The organism is Hydrocarboniphaga sp. (assembly GCF_965279055.1).
In the GTDB taxonomy this organism is placed as follows: domain Bacteria; phylum Pseudomonadota; class Gammaproteobacteria; order Nevskiales; family Nevskiaceae; genus Hydrocarboniphaga.
Genome location: NZ_OZ257125.1, coordinates 3337401 through 3361466 on the forward strand (window position 1 = coordinate 3337401; position 24066 = coordinate 3361466).

Here is a 24066-nt window from a genome sequence, read left to right on the forward strand (position 1 = left end):
CTCAGAAGTCGTAAGTGACGCCGACGCGCAGCGCCGGGTCTTCGTCTTGTTCGCCGTTGAGGTTCTGGATCAGCGGAACCTGGGCGCCGGCATTGATCAGAAAGTCATCGCCGATGCGCAGCGCGGCGCCGGCGAAGCCCATCGTCAGAAAGCCGCCGGAATCAGGATCGTCCACACCGGAAAACTGGTTCTTCTGCGACTGGCGCGCATCGACACCCAGTTGCAGTGCGACCGACTGGGTGATGCCGTATTGCGCCAGCGCCGATATCAGCGCGACGTCGCCACCACGAAAATCCTGATGGCCTTCGGTGTACTTGAAATACGTCGCCGACACCGTCGCAAACCAGGGATAACGGTAATAGCCGTACCAGCCGCCCAGGCTGGGCACGGTCGCACCGGCATCGGGTTGCACGTCGATATCCAGCAGTTCGCCGTGATCCTTGATCTGGTCGGCCGTCGGCAGGCGCAGGCCGGCACGCAAGCCGGCGAGATGACGCCCGCTGTCGCCACCCGGGCTTCGGTAGGCTACCCAGCGGCCGGTGACATCGATGTCGCCGAGGCCCTGCGCGCTCTGCTTCGCCAGGTTCGGCGACTCGATCTGCTTGCGTACGAACGGTACTTGCAGCGCAAGCGTGATGTCCTGCGTCAGGCTGTACGCCAATCCCAGCGTCGCGCGCTGCTCATCGGTCTTCTGCCCGTCCAGCCCCGCCCCGGCGGTCTCGGAACGAAGCAGGTAATCCAGGCCGAGACGAAAACGGCCGGAATACGGCTTCTCCGCTCCGAGCAAGGTGATCGTGTAGTCGCCGCATTTGCAGGTGGAACAAGCTGCTGCCGGGTCGGCCGCAGCCAGCAGCAACGCAGCTGCCATCGGGACCACAACGGCCCCTTTCATCATTGTCATGTAGCGCTCCCCAGGGCCGCCAACAAGCAGCAGCCCGCAATCGAAATTCCGTGGTTCATGGATGCCCGCTGGTTTTCCGACATCGCATCAAAACAGGCGCGCGGATGGACTCCGCGCGCCAGCGACATCGCAGGCTTCGCTGGATACGTCAGCCGGCGCTGTCGGCCGTCGGTGACGGCCGCATACAGGAGTGCAGCGGCTAAACGCGGCGCATCGCCGGAGGGCCGCGAGCCAGGTTGAGACGCTGGGGTTTCAACGCGGGCGATGCCCGGAATCGGGTAACGCGCAGCAGCGACCGATCCTGGAAATCGGGTAGTAACAGCCTCGCCCCGTCGTGAGCCGCCGGCGCATGCACACTGGCGCACAGCTCGCAGTTCGCGTCGCCGGAGCCGCGGCTCGCACGACGTATCGCCGCCTTCAACTCCGGCGGTGCCAGCGCGCTGAATCCGGCCACCAGGCGCGTCGAAGCCAGGCCGCAGAACGCCGCCGCATTCGCATCACGCGAACGCGAGGCCATCCAGCCCTGATGCACGACCGGCAGCAACAGCTGCGCGATCCAGCCGAACAGCAGCCACCACAGGCCGATGGCCCGGACGTGCTGCTGGAGCGGCAATCTGATGGTCACGCAGGCTGACGCAGGCCGAGAAAAGTCTGCGCGCGCGGCAGGCGCCGCAGCAGCAAACGCTCGACCAGCAGCACCGCGATCATCGACACGCCGAGCATCGGCAGAAAAACGCCGAGCCCGACCAGCAATGCGATGAAGCCGTGCGCAAAGCGCGGCTGCGACAGCGGCAAGGGCGCGCCAAGCACGCTGCTCGGCCTGCGCATCCACCACATGATCAGCGCGCTGACGCACAGCAGGATCAGGCCCAGCGCGGTGAGCACGCCGAGCACCTGATTGAACCAGCCGAACAGCTGGCCTTCGTGCGCGGCGACGCCGGTGCCGACGATGCGATCCAGCAGCGGACGCTGCGCAAAATCCTGGCGCTGCACGATCGCGCCGCTGGCGCCATCGACCTGCAGGCTGACGCGCAACGGCCGGTTCTGTGCATCCGAGCGCGCCGACCAGTTGGCGCCGACGTTGCGCGGAGGCACCACCAGTACCGGTGGCGCCAGTTGCAAGGCGGCGACGCTGGCGACGACGCGGTCGATCGCGCCGGGATCGGCCTGATGTGGGATGCCGGCCCCGTGCTGATGATGATCGTGCTCGCCGCCGGCCGACATCGCCGCGCGATCGATCTTAGCCTTGCCGCCGCCGCTCCAATCCTGACGCACTTCGACGGCACTGCCGAGTTGCCGCACCGCCTTGAAATTCGCGCCCCAGAACTGCGTCCACGGCAGGCCACTGACCAGCAAAAACAAGGCGAAGGCCGATACCCAGAAACCGACGACGCCATGCAGATCGCGCCAGAAACGGCGGCCGCCGCCGAGGCGCGGATACAGCACGCCGGCGACGCCGACCGCATTGCGCGGCCACCACAGATACAGGCCGCTGAGGATCATCACGATCGCCCACGACGCGGCGAGTTCCACCAGCAGTGAACCGCGATCACCGATCAGCAGGTCGCCGTGCAGATGAAAGATCACGCGCATCAGCCGGTCTTCGTCGCGTATCGTTTTCAGGATCTGCAGGCTCTGCGGATGCACGTAGACGCGATAGTTGTCGCCGCCGTGATTGACCAGCACCCGCGCCGCCGAATGCGACGAGGTCGGCAGCTCGTAGGCGACCAGGCTCGACGACGGCAAGGCCGCAACCGCGGCCGCTACCTGCGCCTGCACGCTCGCCGGCGCGCCGTTGTACGACAGCGAGTCGTAAGGCCGGTCGATGAACGCATCGATCTGCGGCTTGAACAGATAGATCGCGCCGGTGGTTGCCAGCCACAGCACGAACGGAATGCAGAACAGGCCGGCATAGAAATGCCAGCGCCAGATCGCACGATACGCCGGCCAGCGGCGCGCAGCTTCGACTGCCACTTCGCTCATCGACAAGCCTCCTAGAACTTCACGCGCAGGCCGCCGAACACACTGCGTGGTGCGCCGGCGTAGATCGAGCCGGTGGAATTGCGCAGCACGTCGGTGCCGTTCTGCTCGCCGGTCTGCGTGCTCAGCGTGTCGGACACGTTCGACGCCGACGCGACATAGGTCTTGTCGAACAAGTTCTGTACGGCGACATAGACGCTGACACGCGACAACAGGCCGCGACCGGCCGGCGCCGCGTAGTGCAGATTCAAATTGACCAGCTTCACGTCCTGAGTCTCCAGCAGGTTGGCGTTGTCCAGCACCGCGCCATCGCGGTAGCTGAACTCGACGAAACCGCCGAGACCGGCGAACAGGCCGAACGGCTGATCGTAGATCAGACGCGCATTCAGATAGTTCGGAATCACGCCGGGAATATCATTGCCGTCGCGATCGAAACTCGCCGACACCGCAGCGGCGCCGGTTCCGGCACTGAGCCGCTCGCTGTAATCCTTGTAGACCTGATCGTCGAGCAGATACGACAGCGACAGATGCGCGCCAGGCAGATCGCCGGGCAGGAAATGCCAGTCCAGCGCCGCCTCGATGCCGCGATGCTCCGACTTGGGCGCGTTGAAGGTATAGCTCACAGGACTGGGCACCGACTGCGTGACCGGCGCCGACTGCGTGACCAGCTCGTTGCGGAAGAACTCGTAGAAACCGGTGAGGCTGGCGCTGACTTGCTTGGCGACATTCCATTCGGCGCCGAGATCGAAGCCGACATTGCGCTGCGCCTTCAGCTGCGTGTTGTTGCCATAAGCGCCATCCGGTTTCACGAACAGATTGCCGACCTGCGGCGTGCCGTAAGCCGCCGCGGCGCGCGCATGCAGCCGCCATTGCGCGTTCGGCGCGAACAGCAGCGCAACTTCCGGCGCGGCGTTGACGAACTCGCGGTCGGCGTTCAGTCGCGTGATCGTCGGCGTCGCGTCGGCCTGATAGCCGTAGTTGTCTTGGCTCGCCTTCAAATGCGTGTACTCGGCGGCGACGCCGGCGACCGCGGTCCATTGCGGCGCCAGCGCGAGTTCTTCGCGCAGCCGCGCGCCGGCATTGGTGTGCTGGCCGACACCGTGCTGGGTCTGGCCGCCCAGCGTCGCGCTGCCGGCCGGCGTCAGGTTGTAGACCGCGTAGTTCAGATCCTCGTAGTTGGCGAACACGCCGACGGTGCTGGTCGACGCGCGGCCCCGCCATTCGCCGCGACGCACCAGATCGCTGCTGAAATTCAACGATGGATAAGTGCCGGTGAACGAGGTATTGCCGGTCGGCTGGCTGATGTCGCGATTGTCGAACACCAGCTGCGTGCGCAGATCGGTCTGCTCGTCGAAAGCATGCTCCCAGCGGCCACCGATGATCGTGCGTCGATCGTCGCGGCCGAGGCGGCCGGTTTCGGGACTGATGCTCTGGCGCGTACCGTTGAAGCCGTTGACGAACACGCTGGTCGAGGCGCAACCGGCTGCGGCCGCCGACTGATCCGCGCAATGCTTCTGGAACGGATTGGTTTCGTACTGCGCCAGCGACAGGCGAATCGACAGATCCGCATCGAGATCGTTATTGATCAGCTTGAACGTCAGGCGATCGTTCGACGTCGCCTGCCAGCTGGTCAGCAGGTTCACCGTCGTCGTCTGGTAGCGCGTGTGCTCGGTATCCGGATCGCCGCGCACATTGCTGATGAAGGCGGAATATTCGAAGCGCTCGTCGCCGCTGCCGGCGGTCAGGTATTCGTTGAAATAGCCGTCGCTGCCGAAATCGGCGCCGCCTTCGATGCCCTGGATGTCGCGGCCGGCGCGCGTGTGAAAGTCGATCGCGCCGCCGGTGGCGTAGTTGCCGTAGACCGCCGACGACGGTCCGTGCACGACGTCGATGCGCTGATAGGCGTGCGGATCGGTCAGGTCGGTGCGCGCCAGGCCGTCGGGCTGGGTCACCGGAAAGCCGTCTTCGAACACCTTGATATTGCGCACGCCGAAGGTCTGGCGCGCGTTGGAGCCGCGCACCGAAATCGACACGTCGCGCGGGCCATTGCCCTGCAGGAAGGTCACGCCGGGCGTCAACGCCAGCACATCGCCGATGCTGACCGCCGGCATGTTCTGGAACTGCTCGCGGCTGACCGAGCTGACGGTCTGGCCTGTGAGCCTGCTGCCGACGTCGATGCGCTCGCCGGTGACGATGACCGCATCGAGTTGCACCGCATTGGGATCGGCTGCGGCGCTGCCCGCGCCTGACGATGCCGATGCCGATGAATCCGATGGCTGGTCGAGCGCCTCGATCTGCTGTTGCAAGGCCTGCAGCTGGCGCTGCAGTTCGAGCTTGCGCTCGGCCTTGCCTTCGGGACTCAGCTCGGCCGATTGTGCCGAGGCAGCGGACGACGACAGGCCGATCAGCGCGGCGAACGCGCTGATCGCGAAACGATGGTGACGCATTGAAACTCCCTTGGGATTACGCCGGCGGATGCCGCGTGGTCGCGACGATCCGGATGCCGATTGATGACGAGAGCGCGTCCGGCCGGGCCGGCGCGCGACGATCGATCAGGCGGACAGCGGCGGGCCGCGCGGTGGCGGCAGTCGCGAGGGAGCGGATGCAAGACGCGTCGCCGCGAGCGGCGGCGGCACATGCTGATTTTCGGCCGCGAGGAACAGCGCGAACGCGGACGAAGGCAGAGCCACCGCCTGCATCGCGGCAAGGCCGGCGCAGAAATCACAGGACGGATTCGCCGCGGCTTTCTGCTTGGCGTCGGCCTTGACCAGCGCCTGGACCAGCTCCGGCGGCGCCGCGTCGCGCAACCGCTGCAGCGCGGCTGGCGACGCACTGCCGCAGAACGCGACCAGCAGCGGATCGCTGCCGGCATGCGCCATCGCCGCCGCATGCCGCATCGGCAGCAGCAGTTGCGCGATCAACGCCAACAGCGCGATCAGATGGAGCGTGCGGGACCCGCGGAAGGCGTTCATGAGGTTTACGTCAGGGACCGCCGTATTGTCGGCAGTCGACAGCGGCTATACAAGCGCTTTGGGCGACTAAGCTTATGCGGTCTGCGATCGGCGACCTGTAGGAGCGGACCCTGTCCGCGACCGAGGCTTCGACGGCACCGTCGCGGACAGGGTCCGCTCCTACAGCGGCGGCGAGAGCCTGGTTTCCAGCTCTGCCAGCCGCTGCGGCGTGCCGACGTCCGACCACAGCCCGTCGAATACCTCACCGCCGAGCTGGCCGCGCTGCGAAGCGGCACGCCACAACGGCAGCAGCGGGAAACGGCCGGGCTGGCAGCCGGCGAACAGCTCGGGGCGGTGGATCGAGATGCCGGCGAAGGTGTGGCTGGTCTGGCCCGCGACCGGATCGACCACGCGATCACCGATCAGCGAAAAATCACCGTCTGCCTTGAAGGCCGGATTCGGCACCAGCAGCAGATGCGCCAAGGTGTCCGCCGGCAACGTCGCCGCACGCGCGACCAGCGCACGCCAGTCGATCTGCGCATAGACGTCGGCATTGACCAGCAGGAACGGCGCCGCGCCCAGTAGCGGCAACGCCCGGTGCACGCCGCCGCCGGTTTCCAGCGCCGGATCGCCTTCTTCGGAATAGCGGATGCGCACGCCGCGGCTGGACCCGTCGCCCAGATGATCGCGAATCTGCGCGCCGCGGTAGCCGAGATTGACGACGAAGTCGCGCACACCGGCGGCAATCAGCGCCTGCAGCGGATGCTCGATCAGCGCGCGGCCCGCGAGCGTCACCAGCGGCTTGGGCCGGTCGTCGGTCAGCGGCCGCATGCGCTCGCCGCGTCCGGCTGCAAGGATCATCGCGGTCGTCATGCTGGCGCGCCGGCGCCGGCCAGAAGCCCGCGTCCGCACCCGCGCCTGCGGCGACACCGTGACGCGGTCTTCCCGCCTGCGAGGATCATCGCGGTCGTCACGTCGATCAGCCCTCGATCAGGCCGAGATCGTCGAACAGCCGCAGCAGCGGCGACAGGCCGGCGTAGCGCGCGGCGGTGCCGCGCACGTAGCGGACGAAGCGCGGCGTGTCGGCCAGGTATTTGGGCTTGCCGTCGCGGTAATGGATGCGCGCGAAGATCCCCAGCACTTTCAGGTGGCGCTGCGTGCCCATCCATTCGAACTCGCGGAAGAACTCGTCGAAGTCGGCGCGCACCGCCAGGCCGGCTTCGCGCGCACGCAGCCAGTATTGCCGCGCCCAGGCTTCGATCCTTTCCTGAGGCCAGGACAGGAAGGCGTCCTTGAACAGCGACACCAGGTCATAAGTGATCGGGCCGTAGACCGCGTCCTGAAAATCCAGCACGCCAGGATTCGGGCTGCTCAGCATCAGGTTGCGCGGCATGTAGTCGCGGTGCACGTAGACCATGGGCTGCGCCAGCGCGGAATCGATCAGCAGTTTCTGCACGGTGTCCCAGATCGCCGCCTGCGTCGGCGTGAAGCGCTTGTGCAGGTGTTGGGCGACATACCAGTCCGGAAACAACGCCAGCTCGCGGCGCAACAGCGGCTCATCGAAGGCCGGCAGCACGCCGGGCCGCGAGGCTTTCTGCCACCGCAGCAGCGCATCGAAGGCATCGGAAAACTGCGCGTCGGCGTTGGCGTCGTCGATGACGTGGAGCAAGGTCTGGTGTCCGAGATCGCTGAGCAGCAGATAGCCGCGCTCCAGGTCCTGGGCCAGGACCTGCGGCACGTGCAGGCCGGCATCGCGCATCAACGCGGCGATGCGAATGAACGGGCCGCAGTCTTCCTGCGCCGGCGGCGCATCCATGACGATCCAGCTGCGCTCGCCGGCGCTGAGGCGGAAGTAGCGGCGAAAGCTGGCGTCGGCCGAGGCCGGCTCGAAGCGCCCTCCGGCCAGGCCCAGCGCCTGCAGCGCAAAGTCGCGCGCCTGATCGCGGCGGGGGTCGTCGGCGGCGGGCATCGTGCTCATTCGGACTCGGGTTCGGATCGGGTGACAGAGAAAAGATTGCGGGCGACCGTATCAAAAACCGATACTTGGCGCCCGACCTGGCGCCTGCATGACCCACCGCTCCTACGCCCTGCTGGCCGCGCTCGCGCTGCCGTCCCTGCTCTACTCCGGTCTGACCGCGGCCGCCATCGGCCAGGGCGGCGTGTGCGCGCAGCCGACGTTCAACACCGTGCCCGCGACCCAGACCCTGGCCAACGGCAAGGAAGAGCCGCAGAAGCTGCAGCTCGACCGCAAGGTGTTCGTCGACGCGGACTCGGCGACGATGACCAAGGACGGCCTGTCGCAGCTGATGGGCAGCGTCAAGGTGCGCCAGGGCGACAAGGAATTCACCGGCGAGAACCTGGACTACGACGACAGCAAGCAGCTGATCACGGTCGACACCGAGTCGGTGTTCAGCAACCCCAACCTGGTCATCAAGAGCCAGACCTCGAGCTTCAACCTCAGCGACAACTCCGGCGTGTTCAGCATGGCCGACTACGTGCTGCCGGTGCGCGGCGCGCGCGGCACCTCGGACCAGATCGCGGTCGCCACCAGCGGCCATGCGGAGCTGAAGAACACCGCGTACACCACCTGCCCGCCGGGCTCCAATGCCTGGTCGATCGAGGCCAGCGACATCAAGCTCGACCAGGACGAGGGCCTGGGCACGGCGCGTAACGCGCGGCTGCGCTTCGGCGACGTGCCGGTGCTGTACCTGCCGTGGTTCCAGTTCCCGATCAACGACGACCGGCGCACCGGCCTGCTGTTCCCGACCGTCGGCGACACCAACAAGACCGGCTTCGACGCGCGCTGGCCGGTGTACCTGAACCTGGCCGACAACTACGACGCGACCCTGACGCCGCGCTACATGAGCAAGCGCGGCCTGCAGATCGGCAGCAGCGCACGTTACCTGCTGGAAAACGGCGAAGGCAGCGCGTCCTACGACTACCTCGACGACGACAAGGTCTACGGCGCCAGCCGCAGCCTGACCCGCTTCGACCACGCCAACCTGTTCAGCAAGAACCTCGGCCTGGAGGCGACTTATGCCGAGGTCAGCGACCCGCAGTACTTCGAAGACCTCGGCGGCACGTTCGCCAGCTCGTCGATCACCTACCTCGAGCGCAGCGCGCGGCTGTCCTATCAGGCGCCGGCCTCGTACCGGGTGACCGCGCTGGTGCAGACCTTCCAGACCATCGACAACGGCCTGGCGACGATCGACAAGCCCTACAAGCGGCTGCCGCAGGTCCGCTTCGACGCACTGACCCGCAACGCCTTCCTCGACACCCGCGCCGGCCTCAACGCCGAGTACGTGAACTTCGTCCGCGACGAGGATTCGGTCGAGGGCCAGCGCGTGGATCTGCAGCCCTATCTGCGCTTCGCGCGCGACGAGAACGCCTGGTACGTCACCTCGCAGGTGGACTGGCGCTACACCGGGTACAAGCTGTCCGGCACCGAGCAGTCGCTGGTCACCAACCAGCCGGACCAGCCGAGCCGCTCGATCCCGATCGTCTCCGGCGAAACCGGCCTGCGCTTCGACCGCATCACCAGCGGCGGCTCGATCCAGACCCTGGAGCCGCGGCTGTTCGCGCTGTATGTGCCTTACGAAAACCAGGACCGGCTGCCGATCTTCGACACCGGCGAGCCGGATTTCGACTTCACCCAACTCTTCGCCCGCAACCGCTTCTTCGGCGAAGACCGCATCTCCGACGCCGAGAACCTGACCGCGGCGGTGACCACGCGGATGATCGACCCGGACAGCGGCGAGACCCGCTGGAGCGCCAGCTTCGGCCAGCTCTACCGCTTCGAGGCCTCGCGCGTCGAGCTGCCCGGGCAGGACGCGCCCGACTCCGGCGCCACCGACTTCATCGGCGAGGTCACCTACAACTTTTTGAAGAACTGGTCGGCCGCCGCCACCGGGCAGTGGTCGCCGGACAAGACCCAGCTGGAGCGCAGCAACGTCGCGCTGCGCTACCGCAACTCGCCAACCGGCAGCCGCTTCGACATCGCCTACCGCGACCGCCACGGCCTGCTCGAACAGACCGATGTGTCCTTCGACCTGCCGGTGACCGATGCCTGGCGCATCGGCGCGCGCAGCCGCTATTCGCTGCGTGATTCCAAGACGCTGGAAACCTTCGCCGGTGCGTCCTACGAGACCTGCTGCTGGGCGATCAGCGCCGCCTACCGGCGCTATATCGCCAGCAGCCAGGGCGATCTGAGCAGCGGCATCTACTTCCAGATCGAGCTCAAGGGCCTGAGCCGCATCGGCACCGGCTTCGCCTCCCTGCTGCCCTCGGACGACGGCGAGGACGAGTCCTCGCCGGGCGCGCTGGGCTCGGGCAGCAGCCTCAACAACGGCAGCAGCGGCGGCGGACGGCGTCCTTGACGCGCAGGCGGGAATTTTTGCCGTCGGGCGCGGTCCGAGGGCGGTCGGGCTGCGCTGCCGACGCCTTGCGCCGATGCACCGTGTTAATCTTGCCGATCGATAAAGCCCGCTGAAGCGCTCCCAAGACCCACGGCGCGGCTGTGTGTCGCGGCGCCTCCGAACTCCCTGCTTGCCTACCTTCCAGCTCCCTACGATGGCCTTTCCGAAGAAGCTTGTCGCTCCCGTTGCCGCCCTGTGGCTGATGTTCAACGGCCCGGCCCACGCCGAAACGCTCGACCGTATCGTCGCCGTCGTCAACGACAGCGTGGTGCTGCAGAGCGAGCTCGACCAGGCGATGCGTGACGCCCAGTCGCAGATCAAGGGCCGCGGCGTCGCCGTGCCGGCCGAGGACGTGCTGCGTCCGCAGGTGCTGGAGCGGGTCATCGTCACGCGCCTGCAGACCCAGCGCGCGCAGCAGGCCGGCATCCGCGTCGACGACCGCGAACTCAACGACGTGATGACCAACATCGCGCGCCAGAACAAGATGACGCTGGCGCAGCTGGCCGACTCGGTCAAGGAAGACGGCCTGGATTTCCTCAACGTGCGCGAGCAGATCCGCGACGAGGTGCTGATCAGCCGCCTGCGCCAGAAGGAAGTCGAGTCGCGCATCCAGGTCACCGACCAGGACGTGGACCTGTACCTGGCCAACCAGAGCGCCGGCGACAACATCGAATATCACCTGGCGCACATCCTGGTCAGCATCCCCGACGGCGCCAGCAGCGAGGAGCGCGACAAGCGCCGCGCCAAGGCCCAGGGTCTGCTCAAGCGCGTCCGCGGCGGTGAAGACTTCGCCCAGATCGCGATCACCTCCTCCGACGGCCAGCAGGCGCTGCAGGGCGGCGATCTTGACTGGCGCAAGGCGGCGGACCTGCCCTCGCTGTTCGCCACCACCGCGGCCAAGCTCAAGGCCGGCGAGACCAGCGACGTGCTGGAAACCGGCTCGGGCTTCCACATCATCAAGCTCGAGGGCACGCGCGGCGGCGAAGAGCGGCTGACCGTCAACGAAACCCATGCGCTGCACATCCTGCTGATGAACAACGCGCTGCGCACCGAAGACCAGAGCCGCGTGCAGGCGCAGGACATCTACGACCGCCTGCAGAAGGGCGGCGACTTCGCCAAGCTGGCCAAGGAGTTCTCGGACGATCCCGGCTCCAAGAACAACGGCGGCGATCTCGGCTGGCAGCCGCCGGGCGTGTTCGCTCCGGAGTTCCAGGTGCGTATCGACCAGCTGCAGCCCAACGAGGTCAGCACGCCGTTCCACACCCAGTTCGGCTGGCACGTGGCCAAGGTGCTGGAGCGCCGCGTGCGCGACACCACCGAGGAGAGCCGCCGCGGCCGCGCGCGCCAGGCGATCCAGCAGCGTCGCTCGGCCGAGGAATACGAAACCTGGCTGCGCCGCCTGCGCGACGAGGCCTACATCGAATACCGCCTCGGCAAGTCCGATCCGACCGCCGCCGGCACGCCGGCTGCCGCGGCGCCGACCGCCACGCCCTGAAGCGTGTGCCTGCGCCGCGCATCCTGCTGACGCCGGGCGAGCCGGCCGGCATCGGGCCGGACCTGGTCGTGCAGATCGCGCAGCACGCGCATACGGCGCAGCTGGTCGCGGTCGCCGATCCCGGCCTGCTGCAGCGCCGCGCCGACCAGCTCGGCCTGCCGCTGCAACTGCATCTGCTGGACTCTGCGGCCACCAACCAGGCCTATGCCGCGGGCCATCTCGGCGTGATGCCGGTGCAGCTGGCGCAGCATGAAGTCGCCGGCCAGCTCGATGTGATCAACGCGCCCTACGTGGTGCAAACCCTGGCGCTGGCCGCCGACGAATGCATCGCCGGCCGCGCCGCAGCGATGGTCACTGCGCCGGTGCAGAAAAGCGTAATCAACGACGCCGGCATGCCGTTCAGCGGCCACACCGAATTCCTTGCCGAACGCTGCGGCGCGGCCATGCCGGTGATGATGCTGACCGCCGGCACGCTGCGCGTCGCGCTCGCCACCACGCATCTGCCGCTGCGCGCGGTGCCGGACGCGATCACCGCCGAGCGCCTGACCGAGGTGCTGCGCGTGCTCGACGCCGACCTGCGCAACCAATTTCGTATAGCCTCGCCGCGCATCCTGGTCTGCGGGCTCAACCCGCATGCCGGCGAAAGCGGCCATCTCGGCCGTGAGGAGATCGAGATCATCACGCCGGCGCTGGAAGCGCTGCGCCGCGAGGGGCTGCTGATCGAAGGCCCGCTGCCGGCCGACACCGTTTTCACGCCGCGCGTACTCGAACGCGGCGACGCGGTGCTCGCGCTTTACCACGACCAGGGCCTGACCGCGCTGAAATACGCCGGCTTCGGCCACGCGGTCAACGTGACCCTGGGCCTGAGCTTCATCCGCACCTCGGTGGATCACGGCACGGCGCTGGATCTGGCCGGCAGCGGCCGCGCCGAGGCCGGCTCGCTGGAAGCGGCGCTGGCCCTGGCGATCGAACTGGCAGCCAAGAACGCATGAGCGAGCCGCGCGCGAAGAAGCATTTCGGCCAGCATTTTCTGCACGATCCCTATGTGATCGAGCGCATCCTACGCACGGTCAACCCCAAGCCGGGCGAGGCGATCATCGAAATCGGCCCCGGCCCCGGCGCGCTGACAGTGCCACTGCTCAAGCGCGTGCCGCAGCTGACCGTGGTCGAGCTGGATCGCGACGTGATCCCGCATCTGCGCGAAGCCTGCGGCGATGCGCCGGGCCTGAACATCGTCATGGCCGATGCGCTCAGCGTCGACTACGCCGCGCTGGTGCCGGGCGAGCAGCCGATACGCCTGGTCGGCAACCTGCCCTACAACATCTCGACGCCGCTACTGTTCCATCTGCTGAGCTTCGCCGACCGCGTGCAGGACATGCACTTCATGCTGCAGAAGGAAGTGGTCGATCGCATGTGCGCGAGTGCCGACGACGACGCCTACGGACGCTTGTCCGTCGCGCTGGCCGCGCGCGCCGAAGTCGTGCATCTGTTCGACGTCGGCGCCGGCGCGTTCAAGCCGCCACCGAAAGTCGAGTCCGCGGTGGTGCGGCTGCGGCCGCGCAAGCCGGACTTCGAGGTCCGCGACTGGAAACTGTTCGACCGCGTCGTCACCAGCGCCTTCCTGATGCGCCGCAAGACCCTGACCAACAGCCTGCGCCAGCTGCTGAGCGCCGAGCAGATGCGCTCGGTCGGCGTCGATCCGCAATGGCGCGCCGAGCGGGTGTCGCCGGCGCAGTTCGCGGCGCTGGCCAGCCTGCTGTCGTAGCCCGGGTGCAACCCGGGTTTCGCACGGGCTACAGCTGCGTCAACTTTGCGCTGACGTCGCCCTGGTCGATCAGCAACTCGCCGATCGAGATCGGCAGGCTGAAACGTCGCGGACCGGCGCTGCCCGGATTGACGTAGAGCACGCCGCCGCGCTGATCGATCAGCGGCTTGTGCGAATGGCCGGAGACGACGACGCGGATGCCCAGCGCAGCCGGATCGATCGCCAGCTGCGCCAGCGCATGCAGCACATAGATCGAAACACCGCCGATCTCCAGCTGCTGCGTTTCCGGCACGCCCGATGCCCAGGCATCATCCTCGTCGTTATTGCCGCGCACCGCGTGCAGCGGCGCGATTCTCGTCAGCGCGTCGAGGATCGCGGGATCGCCGATGTCGCCGCCGTGAATGATCGCGTCGCAGCCTTGCAGATAGGCCAGCGCCTGCGGCCGCAACAGACCGTGCGTGTCCGAAATCAGGCCGACGCGAAGGCTCATCGCGCGATCAGATCGGTTCGCAGCGGCGCGTTTCCAGCCACTTGCCGTAGGTGCTTTCGATCAGCGGCGCCTGGATCGAGCTGCCCGACAGCAGGCCGCAGCCCTGGCGCACCAGCCACGACGCGGTTTCGGCCGAATCCACGCCATTGGCCACGATCGGCAGTTCGCTGCTGCGCGCCACCTGCAGTGCGCGTTTCAGGTTTTCTATATGCAGGTTCTGGGCGATGTCGCCGCTGCATTCCTCGGCGTCGAGCAGGATCAGATCCAGCGGCGGCAGGCCGCCGCGATTGAGCGCGGCGAACATCGCGTCGGCGCGATCGTGCAGTCCCAGCCGCAGGCCCGCGGCATACAGCTGGTGCAGCGCTTCGTGCGCCGATGCGCGCGCCTCGCGCAGACTGTCGGCGCTGGCGGCAAGAATCAGCCGGCCCGCAGGCAGCTGATGGCGCTGCACCAGTTGTGCGATCTGCGCGGCGAAATCCGGATGTCGCAGCAGCGCGCCGGAAATCGGCACAACGATGCTCGCCGCCGGGCCGCGGCCCGGTTCGAGCAGCGCGCTGACGCCGGACAGGCGCCACAGCTCCAGTTCGGACTGCAGGCCGGCGCGGCGCGCGCTGGTCATTGACTCCTCTTCGTCGACGCGGCCGAACTCCGGATGCTGCCAGCAGAACGCGGCGATCACGCAGCGCACCGTGCCGCTGCCCGCATCGATCGCCGGCGACAGTTCGAGCCTGAACTGGCGCAGCGCCAGCGCCGAAGGGACGCCGCGCTCGAGTTCGATGCGGCGCCGCCGGTCCGGGGCAATATCGATCTGGTGCACGCGGTACTGGCCCGGCCCGCTCTGCTTGGCCTCGTACATCGCCAGATCGGCGTGATGCAGCAGGTTGTCAGCGTCGCTCTCGTCCAGCGGGCAGATCGCGATACCGATGCTCAGGCTCACGCGCAGATACTGGCCGGGCACATCCAGCGGCGATTCGAAAGCGCGCTGAATTTTTTTCGCCAGCGCCACCGCGTCGCCTTCGGCCCGCAGGCCGGAAGCGACGACGACGAATTCATCGCCGCCCAGACGCGCCACCGTGTCGCTGGCACGCAGCAGCGCCGACAGCCTCGATGCCACCTGCTTGAGTACCGCGTCGCCGACCTCGTGGCCGTAGGTGTCGTTGAAACTCTTGAAGCGGTCGACGTCCATGAACAGCACGCCGACCTGCCGGTTGCTGCGCCTGGACGCGAGCATCGCCTGGGTCAGGCGATCCTGCAGCGTCGCGCGATTCGGCAGGCCGGTGAGCACGTCGTGATGTGCGAGATAACGCAGCCGCTGCTCGGCCTGCTCGCGCTCGGTGATGTCGACGGCGATCGCCATGAACACCGGCGGCTCTTCCTCGCGCGAGAAGTTCAGCCGCACTTCCACCGGGTATCCGCTGCCGTCGGCGCGGCGGTGCTTGCAGCGATAGGTCACGTGCTCGGCTTCGCCGCTGCGCAGCCGCGCCAGGTAGTTGAGGAAGGTTTCGGTATCCAGATCCTGGCTGATCGACAGGGGCGTCATGCGCGTCATTTCGCTGGGGTGATAGCCCAGATTGCGCCGCGCGCCGCGATTGACCTCGACAAAGAACAGCGAAGCGGCGTCGAAGATGTAGACCTCTTCGGTCGCCGCATCGAGCAGGCGGCCCAGACGTTGCGCGAGGTTTTCGCTGCGCAGCCGCTCGGTGATGTCGCGCACGATCATCAGCAGGCCCTGGCTGTGATCGATGGTCATCGGCTGCACCACCAGCTCCACCGGGAACGTGGTGGCGTCGCGGCGCCAGCCGACCACTTTCGGCAGGCCGGCGCTACGGTCCGCGCCGATGTAGTCGGTGAGCCGCACCGAGGGCGAATTCAAAAACGGCACCGGCATCAGCTTGGACACGGTGACGCCGTCCAGGTCTTCGCGCGCGTAGCCGAACATGCGCAGCGCGCGCGCGTTGGCGAAGCGGATCACACCGACCGGATCGGTGGTCAGCACGCCTTCGACCAGATGGTCGATCACGCCCTGCGACAACCGCGCCTGGCGGCGCAGCTGATCGGCGCGATTCTCACGCTCGCTGATGTCGTGGAACAGCATCACCGCGCCGTCGACGCTGCCGTTGGGCTTGCGCAGCGGCATCGCCATGACTTCCACCGGGCATTGCGCGCCATCGCGCGAACGCAGGCGCATTTCGCTGGGCGGCGACGGCCGGTTTTCGCGGATGCAGACTTCCGCTGGCGTCAGCACCGGTGAATAGCGCTCGTCCATCGGATGGAACACCGAATAAACCAGCCGGCCCTGCACGTCGGCCAGGCTCCAGCCGGTGAGGCGCTCGGCGGTCGCATTCAAGTGGCGTATGCCGGCGTCGCGGTCGACGATGATGATGCCGCGGGCGACCTCGTCGAGCAGGCTGCCAGCGCGCAGGTGCACGCCGTCCATGACCCGCTCTTCGATCTCGTTGGCCGAGAACGGATGCTGCGGCCGGTATTCCGGATCAAGCCGCTGGATCCAGCTCGCCGGCTGCGGGAAAACGCGCCGCATCGTCAGCCGCGCCGACCAGCCGGCGAGCGCCGCCAGCACCAGCACCAGCACGCCGCCGATCCACAGCCGCAGCACGGCCGCCTCGTGCGCGGCGCTGCCGATGCCGGGGGAAATCATGAAATGGATTTCGCCGAAGCCGCTACCCGGCGCGCGTAGTGAGGCTTGCTGGAAATGGCCGGTTGCGCGATATGCCAGATTGCGCAGAGCGCGCGAACACCAGGCCGGCAACCAGCGGATGCGCCAGCTTTCGAAGCGTCCGTCGACGGCGATCACGCGGCCCTGCGTATCGGTCACCGCCAGATAGCGCAGGCCGAGGTTGCCGTCGGCGATCAGCGCCGAGGTCGCGCGCTGCAGTTCGTCCAGGTCTCCGGTGACATAAGCGCGATCCAGGCTCGCGGCGATCTGCGTAACCGCGCGCTCGCTGTTGAACGCGATCGACAGCTGGTAGGACGCGACGATCTGCCACAGACCGAGCACCGCCAGCAGCAACGCAGTGGCGATGGCGGCGGCCGGCGTCGACCATGAAGGGAGAGTGCGTGTTGCCATCCTGGACCGTGGCCGGATCAAGCGTCGTCGCGGCGGCCCGGCGCTCGCGAGCAGCCCTGCGATTTAGAGAACGCCGCCGCTGAATATGACCGGGCCTGCGCGGATTACTGCGAGCCGCCGCTGCCGCCCTGCACGAACTTGTCGCGCTCGAAATATTCCGGAATCGGGTGCGTGAAACTTTTCAGGTAGCGCTGGTAAACCTGATCGGCGACTTCGCCCGGCATCGGTCGGGCCGCACCGAGCGCGGCGTTGTTGCTGACCTGCAACTCGACCCAGGAGCGGGTCTGTGTACCGGCGTCTTCCGTCTCTTCGGCAGGCGGCGGCTGCTGCTGCGCAACCGCGCTCAGCGGCAGGGACAGGCTCAACAGCAGCAGTGCGGCGCAGACAGGCAGGCGGTTCATATCGGTCTTCATCATCGTCATTCCTCGTATCGCGCTGTCGCGCGCTATCCCGCCACTTTGGGCTTGGGCGCAGTCGACGCGGGCAGCGACGACGTGGCCAGATTCTGGGCCTGCTTGCGCAGGCCGGCGAGCGTGCTGGCATCGACGTTCGACTCGCGCACGATGCGTTGCACCGCTCGCTCGTCACGCATCAATATCATCAGGATCACCAGATTGTTGCGGCTCTTTTCACTGTTCGGACCCAACTCGACCGCGGTCGACAGTTCCGGTAGTGCTTCCGGATAACGCCGCGCCAGCATCAGCGCGTAGCCGAGGTCGTTGCGCAGCTCGACTTCGGTGGGCGCCAGCTGCACCGCGCGGCGCAGATAGGCCAGCGACTGCGCCGGATCGCGCGATGCGGTGATCAGGCCGAGGCCGTGGTACGCCTGCGCGGCGAAGCTGGTCGTCAGCAGGCCCTGATACAGCTGCTGCGCGGCGGCGAGCTGGCCGAGTTTGCGACGCACGTCGGCCTCCAGCAGGCGCAGCTCGTCGCTGTTGCCGATGCGCTGCTGCGCCTGGATATGCGCCAGCGCCGCGTAGTTCTGATCCTGCGCGATCATGCGGCGGATCAGATCGAGGTGGATGCGACGGTCTTCGGCCGGATTCGGCTGCGGCAGCGGTTCGGCGCCGCTGTCGACCTGGCGCTCGACGCTGCGCGTAGAACCGCAGCCGGGCAGCAGCAGCACCAGCGCAGCGAACAGCGGCACGGCGGGTCGCGCGCTCACTTGCCTATCGCTCCCAGCGCGCGGATCAGCGAGATCCACGACGGGCCGGCGACGAAGATGATCAGCGCCGGGAAGAAGAACAGCACCATGACCACGGTCATCCGGCCGGAAATCAGGTTCACCTTCTCGCGCAAATCCATCTCGCGGCGATCCTCGATCACCTGGAGGGTATCCAGCAGCGGCTCCTTGACCTCGCCGCCGTAGCGGTCGACCTGGCGCAGCAGCAGCAGCACCGTGCTGAGGTCCGCGACGTCCAGCGTATCGGCGAGCTTGGTCAGCGCGTCGGCCATGTCGGCGCCGGCTTCCAGCTGACGCAGCAGCACTTCGACTTCCCTGCCCAGTTCCTTGAGCACGCCGCGGCCTTCGCGCACCAGGCTGGAGAAAGCCTGGCGCGTCGACAGGCCGGACTCGAATAGCAGCACCAGCGTGTGAATGAACAGCGGCACTTCGGCGCGCAGGCGTGCCTGCCGCGCCTTGGCCCGACGGCTGCGCACCATCGACGGCAGCAACAAGCCGAGCATCAGCGCCATCAGCGCGACCAGCACCAGCAGCAGCGGCTTGGCCGTCAGCCGTTCCGGCGCGACGCTCCACAGCGCGCCGGCGCCGATCAGCAGCAGCAACGGCGTCAGGCCCTGCAGCACGTAGAACACCAGGCGGCTGGTGGTGCTGCGCCAGCCCGCCTGAATCATCAGCCGGGCGCTGGCGCCTTCGCTGTCGAGCACGCCTTCGATCGCCTTGCCGCGGCTGGCGATGCCCTGCAGCACCGGGTTGGACGTGCCGATGTCGATGTCGTTGGCGACTTCCGATTCCGGCAGCAGGCGGCGCTGCACGCGCCGGTTGTGCGAGGCGCTGATCGCCCACCAGACCAGCGCGCCAAGCGTCAGCGCACCGAACACCAGTGTCAGCGCCACCAGGGTCGCGAACAGATCGGCGCTCATGCTTCGGAATCCGAGGCGGACTTCATCATCCGCCAGATCACCATCATGCCGATCAGCTGCAGCGCCACGGCCACGATCAGCGTCACTCGGCCGCTGCTGGTGGCGAGGATGTCGGCGTAATACGCGCGATTGCGGAAGAAGATGAAAGCCGAAACCGCGATCGGAATCGCCGCCAGCACGAAGGCGGAGAAGCGCGTTTCCGCGGTCAGCGCGCGCAGCTCACGCGACGCCGCCTCGCGCATGCGGATCGCCTGGATCAGGCTGCGGAACACGTTGCGCAAGGTGCCGCCGTATTTGCGATTGATGTTGGCGGCCAGCGCCAGCACGCGCAGATCGCGAATCTGGTGAATCTCGGCGGCCTCGGCCAGTACCGTGTCCACCGGCGCGCCGAGGCGAATCTGGCGGCCGACCGAAACGAACAGCGAGCGCAGCGGATCCTGCGATTCACGCGCCGCCGAGGCGATCGCCTCTTCCAGCGTGTTGCCGGCCGCGAGTACGCGCATCACGGCCTCCAGATACGACGGCAGCTGCTCGACGATGCGTGCCCGGCGGCTCGCCGCGCGGCGGTTGAGCACGAACCAGGCGAACAGCCCGGCGAAGAACAGCACACTGAGGCCTTTCAACCAGCCGAAAATCAGCAGGGTCAAAGGCACCAGGCCGAGCAGGGCCAGCAGCGCGGTCGCGACCTGCGCCGGCTTGGCCTGCGAGCCGGCGCGCCACAGCAGATGGCAGGCAGCGCGCACCACCGGGTTGTAGACCTGGCCTTCGGTGACCACGGTCGACGCCACCGCGTCGTCACCGGCGCGCAGACGCATCAGCACCTCTTCGGTGCGCGCTCGCTGCCCGGCGTAGACGAACAGGTAGATCGCGCCGGCGAACACCAGCAGCGTCAGTAAGGCGAACATGGGGAGCATCACGCGCCGGCCCTCAGATCGAGGTGGCGGCCGGCGTCGACGTCATAGCGGAACACATCGCGCAGCAGCAACGGCTCGCTGCCACTGCTGTGAACCTCGGCCACCGACATCACGCGGCGCTCGCCTGTCGCCAGGCGGGCGACATGCACGAACAGGTGCACGGCCGAGGCGATCTGCGCGCGGAAATTGGCTTCGCTGCCGGTATAGCCGGCGAAGCCGGCGAGCAGTTCCAGGCGATGCACCGCTTCCTTCGGTGCATTGGCATGCAAGGTGGTCATCGAGCCGTCGTGGCCGGTGTTCATCGCCTGCAGCATGTCCATGACTTCGTCGCCGCGGACTTCGCCGACGATGATGCGATCCGGGCGCATGCGCAGCGCGTTGCGCACCAGGTCGCGCGCCGACACCGCACGCTGGCCCTCCAGGTTCGGCGGCCGCGTTTCCAGGCGCACGACGTGATCGTGCTCCAGCCGCAGCTCGGCCGCGTCTTCGACGGTGATGACGCGCTCGGTCGGCGGTATCCACTGCGACAGCAGATTGAGGAACGTGGTTTTGCCCGAGCCGGTGCCGCCGACGATGATGGTGTTGGCGCGCTTGCTGACGCGCTGGTGCAGATAGTCCAGCTCGGCCTGCGATGCGGTGCCGGACGCGAGCAGGTCGGCAGCGGTCAGCGCCTTGCGACGGAATTTGCGGATCGACACGCAGGGGCCGTCGAGCGCGATCGGCGGCACGATCGCATTGACGCGCGAGCCGTCGGCGAGGCGTGCATCGACCATCGGCGTGGACTCGTCGACGCGGCGGCCGATCGGCGCCAGGATGCGCTGGATCACGCGCAGCACGTGCGCGTCATTGACGAAACGCACCGGCGCCACCGACAGCTTGCCGGCGCGTTCGATGAACACCTTGTTCGGACCATTGACGACGATGTCGTTGACGCTGTCGTCGTCCACCAGGCTCTGGATCGGGCCGTAGCCCATCAGCTCGTCGCGCGCATCCGTGGCCAGCGCTTCGCTTTCGCGCTGATTCACCGGCAGCCGCTGCTGCATGATGTAGAGCTTGACCTGCTCGGCGACGAAGCGCTCGACACGAATCGCTTCCCACTGGTCGATGTCGAGATTGCGCTCCTCGATCAGGCCGATCAGGTACCGGTGCAGCGCGCTCTTGAGCTGCTGGTACTGGTCCGTCAGCCGGAACCGCGACATCTGGTCGTTGGACGCGCTCATGTCAGGCGATGGCGATCAGCGAAACAGCCGGCCGAGCAGGCCCTTGGCCGCCGCGGGTTCGGTGACTTCGACCGGCTGCCCGGCGACCAGGCCCGCCGCCAGCCGGCGCATCTCGATCAGGTAGGCGTCCTTGGGATTGGTCTTGAACAGCGTCTCGCCGGAATTCATCGCCTGGATGCGCGTCTGCGCATGCGCGCCGAGCGTCGCCATCAGCGGCAGGCCGAGCAACTCGGCCAGGCTCTCCGGCTCCAGGCCGAGGCGATGACGGTAGTTGTCGATGACCAGGCCGACGCGATCCATCGGCGCGTCTTCGCCGCGCAAGGCGCGCAGCAGGTATTTGTTGTGGCGTGACTTCAGGATCGACTGGTCGGTGACCAGCAGCGTGCGATCGGCCTGTGCCAGCACCGCGCGCAGCACGTCGATCGAGCTGAAACCGTCGATCGCCAGCACGGTGCAGGCGAACAGGCCGCGCAGCACGCCGATCAGCCGCAGCAGCGGATCGGAATCGATCAGCGGCCGGCCCAGCAGTTCTTCCGGCAGGCTCAGCACGTAGAGGCCGCTTTCGTGTTTGGGGAACGCGGTCTCGACCAGAGTCGCATCGCAGCGATGCACGTCGTTGATCGCGTCGAGTACGCCGTAGGTGGGGCTCAGATTCAGGAACACCGAGGTCGCGCCGGCCGGCGTCGCCAGATCCAGCAGCAGCACGCGCTCCTTCAGCCGCAGCCGCTCCTGGCAGGCATAGGCCAGATGCTCGGCAAGAAACGCGATGCTGTCGCTGGGATGCGCCGACATCACCGCCGCGAGCACCCCCTGCTTGCCGCGCGCGCTCGGCGTGATGCTCGCGGTACGCCGCAGCAGCTTGCCGACCAGTGCCGCGATGTTCGCCTCGTCGCGACGCAGCACGAAGAAATCGCGCGCGCCGGCGCGCATGGCCGCCAGTACCAGCGCCGGATTGTTGTCGACACCCAGGCCGACCAGGATCAGGTCCGGAAAGCGCTCGACCACGCTCTCGACCATCGCCGCGCGCTGTTCGGCATTGTCCGGATGAAATTCGATGAACAGCAACTCTGGCCGGCCGGCGAACTCGAGCCGGCTGAGCAGGTCTTCGGTGTCGATCGGCCGCACCAGCGAGAAATCCGCGGTGGCGACCGCGGTCTGCAGCCAGTTGGCATAAACCGGGTCATCCGCTACGACAAAGGCCTGAGTCTTCACTCTGTGGTTCCGGCAGTTTGCGGAGGCGAGTACAGGAATATCACGATGAGAACCGAGGGCGACAAGCGACGCTCAGCGACCAAAACCGTAGTCGGTGGGTTTGAAATCGCCGGTCTCCTCGAATACCAGGCGGCCGTAGTCGTCCTTGGTCTTGTCGTAGGCGGCGCCCGGCATCGGCGGCAGCCGCGCCTCGCGCGCCAGCGGACGCACCAGGTGCGGTGTCACGATCATGATCAGCTCGCGGCTGCTGCGATCCACCGAGGCGCTCTTGAAGAACGCGCCGAGCACCGGCACGTCGCCGAGCCACGGCACCTTGTCGACGTTCTGCACGAGGCTGGTGCTGACCAGGCCGGAAATCACGAAGCTTTCGCCGTCGCCGAGTTCCACCGTGGTATCGGTGCGACGCACTTTCAGCGCCGGCACCGAAATACCATTGATCGACACGGCGGCGGTGTAATCGAGATCGCTGACTTCGGGCGCGACTTTCAGCGCGATGCGATCACGCGACAGCACGGTCGGCGTCACGTTGACGCGAATGCCGAATTCCTTGTAAGTGATGGTGATCGACGCATTGCCGGTACCGCCGCCGCCCTGCGACACCGGGATCGGGAATTCGCCGCCGGCGAGGAAGCTCGCGGTCTGGCCGCTCATCGCGGTCAGGCTGGGCTCGGCCAGCACCCGCGCCATGCCCTTGCCCTCGAGCACGCTGAGCACGCCGAGCAGGCCGTTGGCGGCATTGCCGAAGACCAGGCTGAACGCGTCCTGCAGCGGCACGAAGCCAGAGCCGCCACCCAGCAGATAGCCGCCCGGGGTATTCGAGTTGTAGCCACCGCCGCCGCTAGCGGAGCCGCCCTCGATGCTCGAAAGGCCGCCCGGGCCGGCGATGCCGGCCGTGGTGTTGGACACGTTCTTGAAGAAGTTGAAGCCATAGCGCTGCGCGACCGTGCGGTTGACCTCGGCGATCTTGATCTGCGTCATCACCTGGGTGTCGAGATTGACCACGCTGGTATCGGCGACCGGATCCTTGCCGTTGGCCGCGCCGAGGCTGGCGCGGCGATGCGCGATCAGGTTCGGCATGCTGCCTTCGAGGCTGTAGCCTTTTTCGACGCGGGCACCCGCGAGTTCCGGATCGGACGCTGACGGCTGCATCGGGTCTTTGACCGCACCGACCTTGACGCGATACTCGACCGGCGCGCCGCCGGTCCAGACGATCAGGCTGGTGATGCCGAGCTTCTTGCCGCTGACCAGCAGCTCGCGGCCATTGATGACGTTGACATCGGCGATGGTCGGCTCGCCGACCGCGACGCGGCGGATGGTCGCGGTTTCACGAACCAGCTTGTGCGTGCCGGCTTCGACCTGGATGACGTGATCCGCCGGGATCGTGCTTGCCGGCGCCGCGGCGGCGGCCGGCGCGGCCGCTGGGGCTGCACCCGAGAGCAGCATGCAGGCCAGCAGCAGGCCGCTCTTCCATTTGCCGTTCGTGCCTATCGACTGCTTCATTCGCACTCTCACGTCGTCATCGCCTTTTTTTCAAG

20 protein-coding genes are annotated in these 24066 nt (G+C 67.2%); 4 read left to right on the forward strand and 16 right to left on the reverse strand.

Annotation, left to right across the window (positions count from 1 at the left end; genetic code table 11):
• Position 1 precedes the first annotated feature (1 nt).
• The 7 genes from ACQZF9_RS15070 to ACQZF9_RS15100 all read right to left on the reverse strand — a co-directional run bounded on the left by ACQZF9_RS15070 (position 2) and on the right by ACQZF9_RS15100 (position 7810).
• Complete coding sequence (locus ACQZF9_RS15070) at positions 2–901, reverse strand: hypothetical protein (RefSeq protein ID WP_428309782.1); 900 nt, start codon at positions 899–901, stop codon at positions 2–4.
• 199 nt (positions 902–1100) lie between these two features.
• A complete protein-coding gene (locus tag ACQZF9_RS15075) occupies positions 1101–1526 on the reverse strand; it encodes a DUF2946 family protein (protein WP_428309783.1) in 426 nt (141 codons plus the stop codon).
• The gene (locus ACQZF9_RS15080; protein WP_428309784.1) at positions 1523–2884 is read right to left on the reverse strand and encodes a PepSY-associated TM helix domain-containing protein; all 1362 of its coding nucleotides are present in this window, start codon (positions 2882–2884) and stop codon (positions 1523–1525) included. Before ACQZF9_RS15080 ends, ACQZF9_RS15075 begins: the two co-directional genes overlap by 4 nt.
• Positions 2885–2895: 11 nt before the next feature.
• On the reverse strand, positions 2896–5328 hold the full coding sequence (locus ACQZF9_RS15085) for a TonB-dependent receptor family protein (protein WP_428309785.1): 2433 nt from the start codon (positions 5326–5328) through the stop codon (positions 2896–2898).
• Between the two features lie 105 nt (positions 5329–5433).
• Positions 5434–5853, reverse strand: coding sequence for a DUF2946 family protein (locus ACQZF9_RS15090; protein ID WP_428309786.1), 420 nt, complete (start codon positions 5851–5853; stop codon positions 5434–5436).
• A gap of 159 nt (positions 5854–6012) precedes the next feature.
• Positions 6013–6705, reverse strand: a complete 693-nt coding sequence (murU, locus tag ACQZF9_RS15095; RefSeq protein ID WP_428309787.1) for an N-acetylmuramate alpha-1-phosphate uridylyltransferase MurU — start codon at positions 6703–6705, stop codon at positions 6013–6015.
• Positions 6706–6811: 106 nt separating this feature from the next.
• Positions 6812–7810: an aminoglycoside phosphotransferase family protein gene (locus tag ACQZF9_RS15100; RefSeq protein ID WP_428309788.1), complete on the reverse strand. Its 999-nt coding sequence runs from the start codon at positions 7808–7810 to the stop codon at positions 6812–6814.
• Positions 7811–7898: 88 nt separating this feature from the next.
• On the opposite strand from ACQZF9_RS15100, the gene ACQZF9_RS15105 reads away from it, so the two are divergent.
• From ACQZF9_RS15105 to rsmA, 4 genes are all read left to right on the forward strand, one after another.
• Entirely contained in the window at positions 7899–10208 is a 2310-nt protein-coding gene (locus tag ACQZF9_RS15105) for an LPS-assembly protein LptD (RefSeq protein WP_428309789.1), read from the forward strand.
• 193 nt (positions 10209–10401) lie between these two features.
• Entirely contained in the window at positions 10402–11742 is a 1341-nt protein-coding gene (locus ACQZF9_RS15110; RefSeq protein ID WP_428309790.1) for a peptidylprolyl isomerase, read from the forward strand.
• A gap of 5 nt (positions 11743–11747) precedes the next feature.
• Complete coding sequence (gene pdxA / locus ACQZF9_RS15115) at positions 11748–12734, forward strand: 4-hydroxythreonine-4-phosphate dehydrogenase PdxA (RefSeq protein WP_428309791.1); 987 nt, start codon at positions 11748–11750, stop codon at positions 12732–12734.
• Entirely contained in the window at positions 12731–13507 is a 777-nt protein-coding gene (gene rsmA / locus ACQZF9_RS15120) for a 16S rRNA (adenine(1518)-N(6)/adenine(1519)-N(6))-dimethyltransferase RsmA (protein ID WP_428309792.1), read from the forward strand. The genes pdxA and rsmA overlap by 4 nt, the downstream gene beginning before the upstream one ends.
• A 28-nt stretch (positions 13508–13535) precedes the next feature.
• On the opposite strand, the gene ACQZF9_RS15125 is transcribed toward rsmA, so the two are convergent.
• The 9 genes from ACQZF9_RS15125 to ACQZF9_RS15165 form a co-directional block, all read right to left on the reverse strand.
• Positions 13536–13997, reverse strand: coding sequence for a metallophosphoesterase family protein (locus tag ACQZF9_RS15125; protein WP_428309793.1), 462 nt, complete (start codon positions 13995–13997; stop codon positions 13536–13538).
• 7 nt (positions 13998–14004) lie between these two features.
• Positions 14005–17082, reverse strand: coding sequence for a sensor domain-containing protein (locus tag ACQZF9_RS15130; protein ID WP_428309794.1), 3078 nt, complete (start codon positions 17080–17082; stop codon positions 14005–14007).
• A 104-nt stretch (positions 17083–17186) separates the two neighbouring features.
• On the reverse strand, positions 17187–17498 hold the full coding sequence (locus tag ACQZF9_RS15135) for a DUF3613 domain-containing protein (protein WP_428309795.1): 312 nt from the start codon (positions 17496–17498) through the stop codon (positions 17187–17189).
• A gap of 29 nt (positions 17499–17527) precedes the next feature.
• Positions 17528–18247 (reverse strand): tetratricopeptide repeat protein, encoded by a 720-nt coding sequence (locus tag ACQZF9_RS15140; RefSeq protein ID WP_428309796.1) that lies wholly within the window; start codon positions 18245–18247, stop codon positions 17528–17530.
• Positions 18244–19185, reverse strand: coding sequence for a type II secretion system F family protein (locus tag ACQZF9_RS15145; protein WP_428309797.1), 942 nt, complete (start codon positions 19183–19185; stop codon positions 18244–18246). Before ACQZF9_RS15145 ends, ACQZF9_RS15140 begins: the two co-directional genes overlap by 4 nt.
• Entirely contained in the window at positions 19182–20090 is a 909-nt protein-coding gene (locus ACQZF9_RS15150) for a type II secretion system F family protein (protein WP_428309798.1), read from the reverse strand. The genes ACQZF9_RS15145 and ACQZF9_RS15150 overlap by 4 nt, the downstream gene beginning before the upstream one ends.
• An 8-nt stretch (positions 20091–20098) precedes the next feature.
• The gene (locus ACQZF9_RS15155) at positions 20099–21319 is read right to left on the reverse strand and encodes a CpaF family protein (RefSeq protein WP_428309799.1); all 1221 of its coding nucleotides are present in this window, start codon (positions 21317–21319) and stop codon (positions 20099–20101) included.
• Positions 21320–21334: 15 nt separating this feature from the next.
• Positions 21335–22531 (reverse strand): AAA family ATPase, encoded by a 1197-nt coding sequence (locus ACQZF9_RS15160; protein WP_428309800.1) that lies wholly within the window; start codon positions 22529–22531, stop codon positions 21335–21337.
• 72 nt (positions 22532–22603) lie between these two features.
• On the reverse strand, positions 22604–24031 hold the full coding sequence (locus ACQZF9_RS15165) for a type II and III secretion system protein family protein (RefSeq protein WP_428309801.1): 1428 nt from the start codon (positions 24029–24031) through the stop codon (positions 22604–22606).
• Positions 24032–24066 lie beyond the last annotated feature (35 nt).